General features: G+C 44.9%; 10 protein-coding genes and 1 pseudogene. 7 read left to right on the top strand and 4 right to left on the bottom strand.

The window, feature by feature from the left end:
- Positions 1 to 5: 5 nt before the first annotated feature.
- On the top strand, positions 6 to 464 hold the full coding sequence (locus tag VIA_RS13615; RefSeq protein ID WP_004413596.1) for a hypothetical protein: 459 nt from the start codon (positions 6 to 8) through the stop codon (positions 462 to 464).
- On the opposite strand, the gene VIA_RS13610 is transcribed toward VIA_RS13615, so the two are convergent.
- From VIA_RS13610 to VIA_RS22660, 3 genes and pseudogenes are all read right to left on the bottom strand, one after another.
- Positions 448 to 1,641: a hypothetical protein gene (locus tag VIA_RS13610; protein ID WP_004413595.1), complete on the bottom strand. Its 1,194-nt coding sequence runs from the start codon at positions 1,639 to 1,641 to the stop codon at positions 448 to 450. The genes VIA_RS13615 and VIA_RS13610 overlap by 17 nt on opposite strands.
- A 35-nt stretch (positions 1,642 to 1,676) precedes the next feature.
- Positions 1,677 to 3,362 carry a hypothetical protein gene (locus VIA_RS13605; RefSeq protein ID WP_004413594.1) on the bottom strand — a complete coding sequence of 562 codons (1,686 nt, stop codon included), beginning with the start codon at positions 3,360 to 3,362 and terminating at the stop codon, positions 1,677 to 1,679.
- Between the two features lie 518 nt (positions 3,363 to 3,880).
- Positions 3,881 to 4,015 (bottom strand): annotated as a pseudogene (locus tag VIA_RS22660) (phenylalanine--tRNA ligase subunit beta-related protein); the annotation flags it as partial.
- Between the two features lie 369 nt (positions 4,016 to 4,384).
- Here VIA_RS22660 and VIA_RS13600 point away from each other — a divergent pair.
- The 6 genes from VIA_RS13600 to VIA_RS13575 all read left to right on the top strand — a co-directional run bounded on the left by VIA_RS13600 (position 4,385) and on the right by VIA_RS13575 (position 12,684).
- On the top strand, positions 4,385 to 5,893 hold the full coding sequence (locus VIA_RS13600) for a DUF3360 domain-containing protein (protein ID WP_004413593.1): 1,509 nt from the start codon (positions 4,385 to 4,387) through the stop codon (positions 5,891 to 5,893).
- A gap of 213 nt (positions 5,894 to 6,106) precedes the next feature.
- A complete protein-coding gene (locus tag VIA_RS13595; protein ID WP_004413592.1) occupies positions 6,107 to 7,108 on the top strand; it encodes a metal-dependent hydrolase in 1,002 nt (333 codons plus the stop codon).
- Positions 7,109 to 7,380: 272 nt separating this feature from the next.
- Positions 7,381 to 8,790, top strand: a complete 1,410-nt coding sequence (locus tag VIA_RS13590) for an ATP-binding protein (protein WP_004413591.1) — start codon at positions 7,381 to 7,383, stop codon at positions 8,788 to 8,790.
- Positions 8,768 to 9,418, top strand: a complete 651-nt coding sequence (locus VIA_RS13585; protein WP_004413590.1) for a response regulator transcription factor — start codon at positions 8,768 to 8,770, stop codon at positions 9,416 to 9,418. The genes VIA_RS13590 and VIA_RS13585 overlap by 23 nt, the downstream gene beginning before the upstream one ends.
- Entirely contained in the window at positions 9,415 to 10,233 is an 819-nt protein-coding gene (locus VIA_RS13580) for a DUF2861 family protein (protein WP_004413589.1), read from the top strand. Before VIA_RS13585 ends, VIA_RS13580 begins: the two co-directional genes overlap by 4 nt.
- Positions 10,234 to 10,362: 129 nt before the next feature.
- Positions 10,363 to 12,684 carry a glycoside hydrolase gene (locus VIA_RS13575; RefSeq protein ID WP_004413588.1) on the top strand — a complete coding sequence of 774 codons (2,322 nt, stop codon included), beginning with the start codon at positions 10,363 to 10,365 and terminating at the stop codon, positions 12,682 to 12,684.
- 335 nt (positions 12,685 to 13,019) lie between these two features.
- On the opposite strand, the gene pheT is transcribed toward VIA_RS13575, so the two are convergent.
- On the bottom strand, positions 13,020 to 15,425 hold the full coding sequence (gene pheT / locus VIA_RS13570) for a phenylalanine--tRNA ligase subunit beta (RefSeq protein WP_004413587.1): 2,406 nt from the start codon (positions 15,423 to 15,425) through the stop codon (positions 13,020 to 13,022).
- Between the last annotated feature and the right edge of the window lie 15 nt (positions 15,426 to 15,440).

Below are 15,440 nucleotides of genomic sequence, written 5' to 3'. Positions count from 1 at the left end.
ATGCTATGACCAATCTAGAACTCGAATTTGAACATATCTATTTAGAAGTGAAAGCTGAGCGATGGCATCAAATCGAGCGTTTTCTATTTAGCTACTACTGCTACAAACACGATTACGTCAGTAAGCAAGGCAAGCCGGATTGGGAACTGGCTCGTCAAAGCGTTGCTCGCTCTACCCGCTGTAAAAGCCTAAAAGAGTCAGCTCTTGAGCCTGTTGTACCACTTAGCGTCGTTATAGGAGAGATAAAGCGCTACTGGCGAGATGGAGAACTAACGCCGAGCAACTTACGCCGCCTGCTCGATGGCCTAATTGACTATGTCTTGATATCTAAAGCCGAGCTACAAGCATTAAAAAAAGCTGGCCTGCAGAACGCAATGCCAGCTTATTGGTATCAACAACGAACCGATTCAATTTATTTAAGGTTTCAATCCGTTGGTATTGAGTTAATTATGGAGCAGGAGTAGCTGCGATGTCTGCCCATTGACCATCGATTAATGTTGAGTAACCGAAGATATCAATATCACCAAAAATCGTACGTGCCCCTTCGATTTGCCCATTACAGCCATAGTTAATATTTAATGAAGGCTCGTCATCGCTCCCCCAATCAAACACGCTATTTAAGGTTAAGTCGCCACGTACACGGAACGAAGAGGCAAAATCACACCCCATATAGCCAGCGATAGCATTACCTTCAACCAAGAGAGTACTGTTTTTCGATATACCCACCTCATTGGTGATATTAATTGAGTCCGCCTCAATAACCGAACCAACTTCCGCTAATAGCTGATCCGCAGCAATATGATTCGCATAAATGAATGAACTCGCTACCGCTTCAACCATACCCATTGAAATATTCGCAGATTCACTTACAAGCGTTGAGTTCGCATCAACCACTACCTCATTGGCTGTTCCCGTCACGCTACTCTTAATATCCATAGTTGAATTTCGGTTCACCCGAACAGTAATGTTATCCACTGAACCACTATTAATTCGAACGTAAGCGTTCCTAACGTCTAAGTTGCTGTCGTCATTTTGTGGCGATGAAAAGCCGACATCATCCATTCTTAGCACGGAGCTATTCTTAACGACAATATTGCCAAGCACATTAATGCTTTCTAGACGCACATTGGATTGGCTGCTTATAAACATAGACTCATTATAATCAGCATCACCAGCAATCGAATTGCTGCCCGTTCCAACGATTTTCACGTCATTCCTATCAATCACAACAGCATCACAATCACCAGTCACATTATACGTCGTGCGTGTTGTCGCGTTTCTTGAGTCTTCAAGTGCAGTCGCTAATGCTGAGGCATCAGAAGAACAATCAATAGCAACAGTGGTATAGGCACCAGAAGTTGGACTTGCACTTTCAAGAGTCGCGACACGGGTAGTCAGTGCAGTAATATCACCAGCTAAGGTTCCCACTTGACCCTCAACCGAATCCACATCAGTTTCAAGCGTTGCCACCTTACCCTCTGCCGTTGACAGACGTGTATCCAAATCAGAAAAATTGGCGTTTACTTCACTTGCCAAAGCGGGTGAGCCTGAGCTAAATGTATGAGGTACGGCAGCAGAGGCTGATGAAGCAAACAATAGACCGATGCTCGTTGCCAATAGAGTTGTTGTTGTATGTTTCATTTTAATATCCTTTCAATTCCATATCGTCGAGTTGGCTATTGCCAAGTCGCGTCATCCCAATTGGTGTTGTCCCAAGTTAAAGCTGAATTTAAATCACAAGCATCACCAAGACCGTCTTTATCAGCATCGTCTTGGCTAGTATTTGGTGTGGTTGGACAGTTATCGTCTACATCAAGAACGCCATCATTGTCCCCATCATTTGGGTACTGATCGTCCTCATTATCCCCTAGCCCGTCGTTGTCTGCATCAGCCCATTCGGTCGGGTCATTAGGGAAAACATCAATATCATTGCTGTAGCCATCGTTGTCAGTGTCATTTGGATAGGGGTCTGCATTATCGCCAACACTATCGTTATCGGCATCGACCCACTCTGTAGAATCATTGGGGAACTCATCAACATCGTTGGTGTAACCATCATTGTCAGTATCGTTCAGGTATGGATCATCTTGGTTATCACCCAAACCATCGTTATCGCCATCAGCCCACTCTGTTGGGTCATCATCAAACGCATCTTGGTTATCACCATAGCCGTCCGAATCAGCATCAGCCCACTCAGTCGGGTCATCATCAAATGGATCCGCATTATCACCGACACCATCAGCGTCTGTATCTGCCCACTCAGTAGGGTCATTATCGAATAGGTCGACGTTATCACCGTATCCATCACGGTCAGCATCGTTCCATTCAGTTTTATCTTGAGGGAATGCATCATTCACACTGTCAACACCATCTGAATCATGGTCACCAGCGCGCGAACGATCGGTAGGAAATGCGTCAATGGTGTCAGGATAAATGTCATCTTCACCGTTGACAGTATCATCGTTTGGGTCGGTATTATTTCCCGTTCCATCACCGTCTGAATCTAGGCTTTCAGTTGGATCATTAGGAAAAGCATCAAGATCGTTAGGCACGCCGTCACTATCGTCATCAACTGAGAAGTTTACGCCATCAGTAGCACCACCCACATTATCAAACGTCTTACTGCTGTCATTCGAGACTTCAGCAATTTTTTGCTTGATGACATTGTTAACTGAAGCCGTTACGGTAAGAAATTTAGTGCCTGTTGCATCATTTTCGGCTACTTGTTCCAGTTCCTCTGGTGTCGAAGGCAACACGCTTGAGTCGACAATATTTTCCGCAGCATAAGCTGCCTCTTCCACACCGGACTCAACGAAGTCACCCAGAACTTGATTTTCATCTAGACCTAGTTGGTCAGCAACTTGTTGGATTGCAGCTTGTTTAGCCGCTTCAATCGTGGCTGCGTCGTCTGAGTCTGTAGTGTTTTGCTCAATAAGCACATGAACGAGCGTCGTTAAGGGCGTCACATCTTGCTCACCCGGAGGCGCGGACATCATGTAGTCTTCTGAGATCAGCACACCAGGTTCGTCTTCATCTTCTGTTTGACCAGCGATTGCTTGTACCACAACAGGATATTGTGCAGGGTTATCAATATTGCTTACATCAAGATCAGCGACACCACCAGTGCCAGAAATAGCGTTTGGCTCTCCTTCATCAAGGACATAATTGCCATTGAGGTCTAGCCAAACACGAGCATTACGTAAATAACCATCTATCGCGGTAACACTATAACTAGTGGTTGCAGAAGGTGTCGAAGGAGTAGAGGGAGTACCTGTACTTGAAGTAGAACTATCGTCATTACATCCCGAAAGAATGACAGCACTTGCTAGCCCAAGCGCCAGCGAAATAGCGTTAAGTCTCATCTATAATTATCCATATTGTTGCACAGAACCAACGTCGCACAGACATTAATATCAGAAGAACTTATTTACAATAGTGAGACTTTCTTCCACGTTTTGGTTGTTGACAAGTTGAATATTTAACCAACTCAAACACTTATTAAGATGAATAATTAATTAACAACCACGCATTCATTGAACCTATATGTTAAATATTAGTAATTTATAGAATGTTAAAGTAAATGATGACGATTTCGTTTAACTATTTAATTTGTGATCAGTTTCAAAATTATAGCCATTGCATATACAAGAGACTTCTGGACTGACGAGTAAATTCTCAACAACTTTCCTTTAAAAACCAGCTACTAAGTTTGATACTAGATACACATAATTAGCACTTTAGTTTAGAGCTTTTGTCCTTATCCATCGTGCGGAGTGACAAAAGATATGTGTCAGGTTTAGAGCTTAACAAGCTATCGACGCAAAAAAATGCCACTCGCTTTCACGAATGGCATTTTAAAATAGGCTTAGTCTGTTACCGATTAGTCACGAAGTGACGCACCAAACTTCTCAGATACGTGAGCAACGATAGCGTCAACCGCACCAGCGATGTCTGCATCTTCTAGCGTACGCTCAACTGACTGTTGTATCAGTGCGATAGCTAGGCTTCTCTTAACATCTTCATACTTACAGCCTAACTCTACGACTAATGTCTAACTCACTGAGACTATTTGTTTTTTTGAGTTTGGTTTAAGGTACTAGCGACTTCAATGATTCGTTTATTGATAGGGCAATTTGTTCTTTATATTTAACTGTGAACCTCAAGCTTTTATAACAATACCAACGATATTCTTGCTTGTTTCCGACCCTATTCTTAGTCAGTCGTCTTCACTTTTAAACAATAACTCAAGTCACCCCTAATAGAGATTTATCGAATTCTTTGTAGAAAAACGAATATAACTCACTACTCCGCGACATCATCATACCGCGAGTACATTACGTTTGTTGGAACAACACACCTCAGAGTGTGAACGAAAGGAATCAAAATGAGCAGTACTTTAGAGTCCGCACAGATAAGAACAGATAAGCCTCAAGCCAATGAGGATGAACTCAGTTATGAACAACAACACAAACCAAGCTCTGAATTTGAGTCCCGAGAACAGTATCTAGAGCACGAATTGCAAATCATGTCGCCGAAACGCTGGCGTCCAAATTTGCCGTTTAAAGATTATCGATTTGAGATTGAAGACACCATCCCAGCAATGGCGGCGACCATTGGTAAAGTGGTTATGGTGGGCGCTATTGCAGCAACCTTTGCCGGGGCTCTGGGGCTAAATGAAGGATTTATTCTAGAAAATGTTCGTTATGAATTACTGATAGCGTCAGTTTTCATCATTCTTTTCTCTGGCTTTCTATTGCCGACCGCTAACCTCGCAGGCACACACGGCCCACTTATCCCTCTAATTCCTATTGTTGTTGCTGCCGGCGGACACCCGATGGCCTTTGGCTTGCTGATTGGCGCTTTTGGCTTACTGCTGGCCATCAGTAAAGGTGGCAGCATGTTGGCAAATCTCACCAGTAAAGGCGTGTGTGGTGGCTTATTGCTCTACCTAGGCTTCGTCGGGACCGTTTCTCAAGTCAAAAAGCTATTCGCTTGGGCAGAAGGAATTGGTATGAGTCACATCGCTTTCGTCGTGATCTTTTGTACCATTATTTTGTATGCGCTATTGGAGCATTTCCGTAAGCGTTGGCTAGCAGTACCTCTTAGTTGCTTGCTGGGTGGCACGTTAGCTTTTGCTATGGGCGCACCGTTTTCTTTCCAAACCGAGCCTGGTTTGCCTCATATGAACCCTATGTATTGGTGGGGAGAAGATACCGGTTGGATGCTAGGCCTTCCGACAATTGAACACTTCATGGTGGTATTGCCGTTTGCTATTTTAGCCGTCGCGATGTGGTCACCAGATTTTTTAGGCCATCAAGTCTTTCAGAAAATCAGCTACCCAGAACGTACCGAAAAAGTACATATGAACATTGACGATACCATGACCACGGCTTCTATTCGTCAGACGTTTGGTTCTTTGCTCGGTGGTACTAACTTTACCTCTTCATGGGGTACTTATATCGTGCCAGCGGCTATAGCTAAACGCCCTATTCCTGCGGGTGCGTTGCTAACGGCTCTGTTTTGCATCATCGCCGCAATTTGGGGTTACCCGATGGATTTGGCTATCTGGCAACCGGTACTTTGTGTGGCGCTGATTGTTGGCGTATTCGTCCCATTGCTAGAAGCTGGCATGGAGATGACGCGTGAGGGGAAAACCACACAATCTGCAGCTATCGTTGTATTTTCATCAGCGCTAGTAAACCCAGCATTTGGTTGGTCGCTCACTATGCTGTTAGACAACTTAGGCTTAGTCGGCTGTAAAGAACGTAGCGGTGAATTGAGTAAAATGAGCCGTTGGGTGTTGCCGGGCATTATGTTTGTGGTGCTAACCAGTGTGATGGCGTTGGTTGGTCTTCTTCCTGGTATTCCAGCAATTATTCCAAGCTTTCGTTAACCAGATTAAAACGGTTTAGTGCTGTGTTGCTAAACCGCTTTTTCTATTCTCCACTAACAATACAGCTTGCCGGTATCAGTATTGGAACGTAGGAGAAATTGAATGACTAAAGTCGTTGGCAATGTGCGGTGTTCACTAGCATTACTGGCATTTGGGGTGGTGAAGCTCATCGAATCAGCTACTATTAATTAATTCATAATCAAAGAGTTAATGATGGACCCACTAACGCAAGGTGTACTGGGCGCCTCCCTCTCTCTATCGGCGAGCAAAAAACAGCACTTACTCGCCGCAGGCCTCTTCGGGCTAGTCGCTGGAATGGCACCCGATCTGGATGTATTAATTCGGTCTGAAAGCGATCCTTTACTCTTCTTAGAGTTCCACCGACAGTTTACCCATTCACTCTTTATTATCCCTTTTGGCAGTTTCTTATGTGCTCTGGTTTTATACCCGCTATTTGGCAAAAAACTCCAGCTATCATTTCAACAGAGCTGGCTTTATAGCGCACTTGGTTATAGCACTCACGCATTGTTAGATGCTTGTACCTCTTATGGTACTCAGCTGTTTTGGCCCTTAACCACTGAACGTTACGCCTGGAATCTTGTGTCTGTGATTGATCCAGCTTTCACCGTTCCCATATTGATATTGCTCGTCTTAGCAATGCTAAAACGAAACGCTTGGCTAGCACGTATTGCCGTTGTTTGGGCGTTAGCTTATCCCACGCTAGGCATGATTCAAAGAGACAGAGCTGAAGCGGTAGGATGGCAACTCGCGAAAGAACGACAACACATACCGATTCGATTAGAAGCCAAGCCGACTTTCGCGAATATTTTGGTTTGGAAGGTCATTTACGAAACAGAGGAGGAGTACCATGTTGATGCCATTCGAGTGGCTGGTTCAATTAAAACCTATCCCGGAGAGACCATCGCAAAGCTAAATCTAAGCCGGGATTTTCCTTGGCTCGACCTTAATTCACAACAAAGCAAAGACATTGAACGTTTCAGACAGTTTTCAAGCGGCTTTCTAGCAAGAGCCCCCGAAGACGAACTACATATCATAGATGTTCGATATTCGATGGTACCAAATCAGTTCAATGCACTATGGAGTGTCAAGCTGTCACTATCAGCGAGTGCGGACGACCATGTTGAATACGTGACACACCGTGACAATAGTTCAGAATCGAGACAGCTCTTTTCCGACATGCTATTCGATTTTTAACCAAGCCTGCTGTCTAATGAAGATGTACTGGTCTAATGGGACAGGACCGTATTTTCTGTGTATCTTATCGATAGTAACAATCAGACTCTTTCCTAAAACAGGAACGCCGTCGTTATAATTAGTCATACAGTGAATAGTCAGTTGAAATGCAATACGCGTTTCATGCCTCTCGGTCACAATTTGATAAAGCAGGGAAACTTGTTGACATTAAGGTTACAAATCTCGAGCAAAACTCTTTAGACTCGCTTATGACTTTTAAGGAGAATAACTGGATGCACAGGCTGACATTAGCCCTCTGTTTTTTCTTTTGGCTCCCTACGTTAGCCAATGCCCAAAGCTTGCAAGACAAGTGGCAAGCACTCTATCAATTGAGCTGGCAAGCATCCCCGATCTTTGTTTCTCAACAAGAGTTATCTCATTACCCGAAGGTTCTGCTTAAAGACAGTAGTCGTTACCCCAATTTCAGCAAATTCAGTTGGCAAGATATTTCGTCGTTAGCCGCGATACAGCAAACATGCCAAGCGATTGAACCTTCTAATTCAGCGTTAAACGATGCCATCGAGTTTGAGCTTGCTTTGTGTCAGCAACAAACCTTAGATTCAATCTGGTTTGCCGCTCATTCTAAACAACACCCTGCTGGTGGAAGCTTTGCAGACCGTTATGTGGCGCATTATTCAGAGACAAGCGCACAGATTCACCCATTTTTAACGATTACCAATCCACTGCACCCGCTGTACACCAAACTACAGCCCTTAACAGCAGAAGGAAGAGAAGCGCTGCTTGATGGATACCGAGCCTGGCAACAAGGTGATGTACTTTGGTTAAGTGGGGAACAAGGCTGGAAGGCCGTCCCGGAAGAAATTTGGGAACCCATTGCACGACAACAAGGCGTAAGTTTATCTGGAGAGAACTGTTCTTTTCGTTACAGTAACCTGTGTCTTAGTGAAACAAGCAATGACACACTCTTGATGAAAGTGATGATCTTTTCATTGCTGATTGTTCTGTGTTCTATACTAGGGCGCTCACTGTATTTAAAAACCAAGCAACGGAAAGAGAGACAGTTTGTGTTGCAAATTCTGACTCATGAATTGCGTACACCGATCACCAGTTTGGGATTAACAGTCGAAATGTTCAGAAATCGCTACGATGAGTTCCCAGATGAAACTCAAGGTGCGGTTTGGCGTTTAATATCTGACTATCAAAGGCTGTCTCAGCTAACTGAAAACAGTAAGGTCTACCTAAGCACTGAACAGTCCGAACCTTTATTGAAGCAAAACGCTTCTCTTGAAGAGTGGCTTGAACATGTATGCGAAAAGCACAACATAGGCTATCAATGTGAGTCTGGAGAAGTAGAGCTTAACCTGCCCTATTACTGGCTGACGATTTGCTTAGATAACTTGATCAAGAACGCTAAGCAACACGGTCAAGGTGAGGTATTGGTTAATGTAACGCTCGCGGATAAACTGAGGATCGAAGTGCAAGATCAAGGACATTTCCCTTCGTTATTACAACGTACTTTGTCCCGAGTCACTCCAAACGACCCACATAAACACGATAACATGGGTATTGGCCTCACCATTGTGGAACATTTAGTGAAACAGGCAAATGGTCGCCTCATTATTCTTCGTAATCCGACACGATGTATTTTGGAAATAGCTTATGAACACCCTACTACTGATTGAAGATGACCCGTTACTTGGGCAAGGCCTCGTCAGTTTCTTTGAGTCTAACGGTTATCAATGCCTTTGGGCGCAAGATTCAAGTAACGCCAATAAACTGTGGTTACGCGCCGATCTTGTCGTACTCGATAGACAACTAGAAGACGGTGACAGTTTACAACACCTTCCAAACTGGTTGCTCCTTAAAGCGCTACCCGTGATTGTATTAACCGCGAAAGTAGAAGTTCAACAGCGCGTAGAAGGCTTAATGGCGGGCGCCAAAGATTATGTGACTAAGCCATTTTCAAATGAAGAGTTGCTGGCGCGGGTCATCACTCAACTGCGTCCACTGGGTGTAAGTCATCTAAATTACGCCAACATACAGATCAATCTATCAGAAAGAATTGCTTATCTGGAAGAAAGCCCAATCGCTCTGAAACCAAAGGAGTTTCAACTGCTGGTTCTGTTTATCCAAAACCAAGGGCGAGTGTTTCATCGAGACGAACTGCTCAACAAGATTTGGGGCTATCAAGCCTTTCCAAGCACCCGAACAGTAGACAATCACATACTACGTTTGCGTCAGAAACTGCCGACACTCCACTTAGAAACTCACCGTGGTGTTGGCTATCGTTTAGTTGGAGATTCGCAATGAAAGTAGCATCGTTAACCGCTTTGCTGTGCGCGCTACCGTTTGCGAGTCATGCGACTTGGTTTGCAGAGACACCTTTACAACGATCCTATCAATCCCTACTTGATGAGCAACCACAGCTTGCATGGCAAGAACTACAGATCGCACTCAATCATGAAACTCTTGATAGTCAGCTTTGGTTGCCCGTAAAACAAGAAATACTCACTAGAACTCAATGTGGAAGAACACTCAAACAAAGTCATGTAACTGCCCACCATATCCAAGTGAGCTTTATTAAACGCTACGGTCTTTCATCACAAGGCTATCAGATTAAAATCTCAGCCGAACCACGCAGCAGTGATCTAAATGAACAGGCACACCCAGTCACACTTATCGCTCCAGATGGTCTTTCGATCATTGAAGGGCAGCTCGACTCTGGCGTTGATTACCAAGAGATTGAGACTAATGAGATGTTCATTAAGCCTGAATCTGGTGTTTATCAATTAACCGTTGGGGTGAACAGCTACCCTATTGTTGTTGCTATAGATGACAGCAAGCGCTGGCTAACACTGGAGAATAAACTTGAGAACGCACACGTTGTGGTCACACCACCAGAGGTTATCGATAACTGCCCTAGTACCCACGTAAGTTGGCAATGGTTTGATGAAAACTACAACATGTTAGGTTTCAAAGTGCCAATCAAGGCAAAGCAAGTTGCGGTTCCTGCACAAAGCCCAACGGGAGAAAAAGCCAAGCACCTAAGCGCATCAGTGGAAATGTTCGAGTACCAAGGAGCGATTGAGGTCCAATACGTGCAACGCGTCGCTGTACCTTTCTAGTAAGCATTTTTGGATAACTTTGGTGGATAGCTTTGTTGGTTCTATGAAGTAGAAATAGAGACATATAGGTGACAAAACACTAACGCATATTAGATGTAATGGCCGGAATTACCACCACGGAATCTAAACATGCTGAATATCCACCATAAATTAAATGCTTCATCTTGTGCTATGTTAGCTCTATTCACCGCTTGTACTTTTTCAACAGAAACACAGGCGAGTGGATTTACACTTCAAGACCACAGTGGCGACGTCACCAACAATACTGTTCTAATAAACCCGTCGACACTCACGATTAATTGGAATGGCTTGAGCGTTAACAGTGACGCGCTAACCGTTGACGGTATCCCTCAAACAGTAGCCGAGATAACCCGGGATTCAACCAGCGCCTCTTGGACGTTAATGCCAAGCCAAATCGCAGTAAAAGCGGAGTTAAACCGAGGTGAGCTAGTCCTGCAATTCACCCTACCTTCCGATATCAAAGTAAAGCGCAACCAACCAATCGAACTGGCTTGGTTTGACCTTGCAGAACAAGAAACACAAACACTGCTACTGCCCTTTAGTGAAGGTATGCGCGTACCTACCGACAATAAGCTATGGGCCAGCTATCTCGCCAATAACCACTCTGGAAGTAACACCACTCAAGACTTAAAGATGCCGTTTTGGACCACGCAGCAGAGCGATCAATTCATCAGCTACCAGTTGATCAACCCAACCAATAACCAACTGTTTTTTTATGATGTAACTTCTGAATCGAGCTCAAAAAACAAGTCTATTATTGATATGAGCGCATCGCATCAATTTACCGCGCTAAATCAATCACAACCTTTTGCTGTCCGCATAACGCTTGGCGATTCAATGCTCGACGGTGCCAAGCAGTACCGAGACTGGCGCTTCACCAATGGATTGTCAGAATCACTAGCTTCAAAGCAAACACGTAATCCAGATGTCAGCAGGTTGATTGGTGCAAGTCATGTCTACCTGTTTGGTAAAGATCCTTTGAGTATCCAAGATGTGAAAGACTGGTGGGGACTAAAAGAGTGGTACTTTGAACGCTCAAAGCTCAACATATCCGATGTAGCTAAGCGCGAGCTATCACCTTTGTCTAAGGGTAAGGACTGGTTAAGCCAATACCACAAACAGTTGCTGTTGGATTCTATTAGCCAGTCACTACAAAGCTTATACCCCATCTTACCCCCGACACTGGCTGATAACACGATTGAAGCACAATACATCGCAGCGCAAAGCAGAAAAAGCTGGTTGTCTGAACATGCCTCTTCGTTTTTTAATTCATCAGACACTTGGGGACAAGCCTTATCATCCGGCATGGTTGATAATCTAAATAAAGCTGGATTGAACAAGCTTTGGTTAGGCTTTGATAACTGGATGCCCGCGTTTTATCAACCAAACGCAGTAGAGCTAGCCAAGCAATCTGGTTACTTGGTTGGCACTTACGACTCCTATAACACCGCAATACCGACTCGGTTAAATGACAGCTGGTTAACCGCTCAGCTACCAGATCCAATACGAAAAACATGCGCAATTGAACAAGCTGATGGATCTTTGAAAAAAGGATTTCGTGGTAACGGCTTCTACTTAAATCCCAATTGCCATTTGGATTACGTAAATCAGCGCGCAAAAGACATCATGAACTTTGGTCACTTCAATAGTTTGTTCTTAGATGTCGATGCAACCGCAATGGCGCGTGAGGACTACAGTGACAATACCAGTGAATCGCAGATGCTTTCCGCTTTTAACAACCGAATGCAGTGGCTAAGCGAGCAACCATCTCTCGTATTGGGCTCCGAAGACGGTAACAGCTTAACCACCAAAGGCATTGCGTTTGCGCACGGCTTAGAAACGGTTGGATTCGGGTGGACAGATAAAGAGATGAAACAAGACCGTCAGTCTCCCTACTTTTTAGGTCGTTGGTATCCTGATCATAAGCCCGATTTTTTCTTCAAGCCAGCAAAGGTTAAAGAGCCGTACAAGTCGCTACTATTTTTGCCTCAATATCGTGTTCCTCTATACCAAGCTGTGTTCCATGATGAAGTGATTAATACGCACCATTGGCACTCAGACAGTCTCAAGTTTACCAATGTGAAAGCCAACCGTGACTTAACAGCCATGCTATATAACACACCCGCGATGGTTCACTTAACCAGAGACGAAGCTCTCAAAAGAACAAGTCCGAGGCTCAAAGCCTTAAAACACTATCAGGATGGGTTTGAGCCGATACATGAACAGCTTTGGGATAAAACGTTGACTGATTTCTCATGGTTAAATAACCACGGTACCGTCCAACAAACCACGTTCAGCGATGGCAGTAAGATCATCGCCAACTTCTCTGACCAAGCGTTTGATAAAGGCGACATCGATGTGGCTTCGGCTTCGATCAAAGCGATATTAAGCAACGGAGAAGTCATAAAGTGGAAAGCTGAACTTAACTGAATATGATTAATTTAGTCCCTTAGCTGTTAGCAGAAAGCTAAGGGATTGAGCTTTTGACGCCTACTTACGCTTCTCACTCGAAAATGCTGTGAGTAGATAATCGATAAATACCTTCTTACGTTTCGGCATTAATTGTCTGCCGGCATACCGAACTGCACCAGTCATACTGAACAAGCCATTAAGCTACTTTGCGATACCCAAGTTAATTCATGAGTCGCTAAATTGGTAAGATCACTGATACAATTTTGTCCAATAATGAATTAGCATCCGTTTCCTGATCTAACAAAAAGGCCTCGCAATGCGAGGCCTTTGATTTTCTATCTAGTCAGCAGTGATTAGTCACGTAGTGACGCGCCAAACTTCTCAGATACGTGAGCAACGATAGCGTCAACCGCACCAGCGATGTCTGCATCTTCTAGCGTGCGCTCTACAGATTGTAGTGTTAGCGCGATTGCTAAGCTCTTCTTACCTTCTTCAACGCCTTTACCAACGTAAACATCGAACAGTTTCGCGTCTTTCAGGAACTCACCACCTTGCTCTAGGCACGCTGCAACGATGTCGCCAGAAGCGACTGCTTCGTCAACAACTACCGCGATGTCACGACGGTTTGATGGGAACTTAGAAAGCTGTACTGCTTCTGGAATCACTTTAGTGTTGATTGCAGACCATTCCACTTCGAATACGATAGTACGGCCGTTTAGACCAAACTTACGCTCTAGTTCTGGGTGAACCGTACCAATCACACCTACCTGCTTACCATCAACGATGATAGCTGCAGATTGACCTGGGTGAAGCGCAGGGTTCGCTGCTTTATCTTCTGCAGAAAGTGCTGCGAAAGAGTAAGCGGCTTCGTTAGCTGTTAGCTCAAGAACCGCTTCTAGATCGCCTTTAAGGTCAAAGAAATCAACTGTGTTAGTTTCGATGTCCCAGTGCTCTTCGCTGCGAGTACCTGCGATAACACCTGCAAGCATAGGCTCTTGGCGCATACCGTTTTCAGCAGACTCACATGGGATGAAACGTAGGCCGTATTCGAACAGACGAACACGCGGCTGTTGACGCTTCTGATTGTGAACCACAGTGTTTAGTAGACCTTGGATTAGGCCTAGACGCATTGCTGACATATCCGCAGAGATTGGGAATGGCAGGATTAGCGGCTCAACACCTGGAACAATAAGCTTTTGCTGCTCTGGCTCAACGAAGCTGTAAGTGATTGCTTCTTGGTAACCACGGTCAACAAGTAGGTTACGAACGCGTTTTAGCGGAATGTTCGCTTCAACGTGGTCGTGCATCTTAAGTGCTGCCGCTGGGTTTTGGTTAGGGATGTTATCGTAACCGTAGATACGACCTACTTCTTCAATTAGGTCTTGCTCGATTGCGATATCAAAACGCCATGTCGGTGCTGTCGCTGTCCAACCTGCATCTGTAGTTTCTACAGTTAGGCCAAGACGCTCTAGAATTTCAACAACATCGCTATCTGCAATGTGGTGGCCTAGTAGGCTGTCTAGCTTAGTGCGACGTAGCGATACTGTGTTTGCTTTTGGTAGGTCAGCTTCTGACTCTACAGCAACAACTGGTGCTACTTCACCACCACAGATCTCAACGAGAAGTTCTGTTGCACGCTCCATTGCGCTGGTTTGTAGTGCGAAATCGACACCACGCTCAAAACGCATTGAAGAATCAGTGTGTAGACCGTAGCTACGAGCGCGACCGCGGATGTGGTCTGGTGCGAAGAATGCACACTCAAGTAGTACGTCTTTAGTTTCAGTCGTTACACCAGACTCTTCACCACCAAAAATACCTGCGATAGCAAGTGCTTTGTTGTGGTCTGCTACCACTAGAGTATCAGCATTTAGCTCAGCTTCATTGCCGTCTAGAAGAGTTAGCTTCTCGCCCTGCTCTGCCATACGAACGACGATGCCACCTTCAATCTTAGCAAGATCGAATGCGTGCATTGGCTGGCCTTGCTCTAGAAGAACAAAGTTAGTGATATCAACAACTGGGTCGATAGAGCGAATACCACAGCGGCGCAGTTTCTCTTGCATCCAAAGTGGTGTTTCAGCTTGAACGTTTACGTTCTTAACCACGCGGCCAAGGTAACGTGGACATGCTGCAGTCGCTTTCACTTCGATAGAAACTGTGTCGTCGATAGCTGGTGCTACTGCGTTTACCGCAGGCTCAGTAACGTCAGCACGGTTTAGAACGCCAACTTCACGCGCCATACCACGGATGCTGAAACAGTCCGCGCGGTTAGCCGTTAGGTCTACGTCTACTGTTACGTCGTCAAGACCTAGGAATTCGCGGAAATCAGTACCGATTGCTGCGTCTTCTGCTAGCTCCATGATGCCGTCAGATTCAACGTCGATACCTAGTTCAGAGAATGAACACAGCATGCCGTGTGATGGTTGACCACGTAGTTTTGCTTTTTTGATTTTGAAATCGCCTGGTAGAACAGCACCAACAGTCGCTACAGCAACTTTGATACCTAGGCGACAGTTCGATGCGCCACAAACGATGTCTAGAAGTTCTTCAGCGCCAACATCTACTTTAGTTACACGTAGTTTGTCAGCGTCTGGGTGTTGACCACACTCAACCACTTTACCTACTTTAACGCCAGTGAAAGAACCAGCAACAGGTAGTACGTCGTCTACTTCTAGACCCGCCATTGTGATTTGGTGTGTAAGTTCGTCAGTCGATACCGCAGGGTTTACCCACTCACGAAGCCAAGATTCGCTAAATTTCATAGTGATGTATCCCCT

It is taken from the genome of Vibrio orientalis CIP 102891 = ATCC 33934 (assembly GCF_000176235.1).
Lineage (GTDB): Bacteria > Pseudomonadota > Gammaproteobacteria > Enterobacterales > Vibrionaceae > Vibrio > Vibrio orientalis.
The sequence above is the reverse complement of the archived record's forward strand: the minus strand, read 5'-3'. Positions and strand labels throughout refer to the sequence as shown.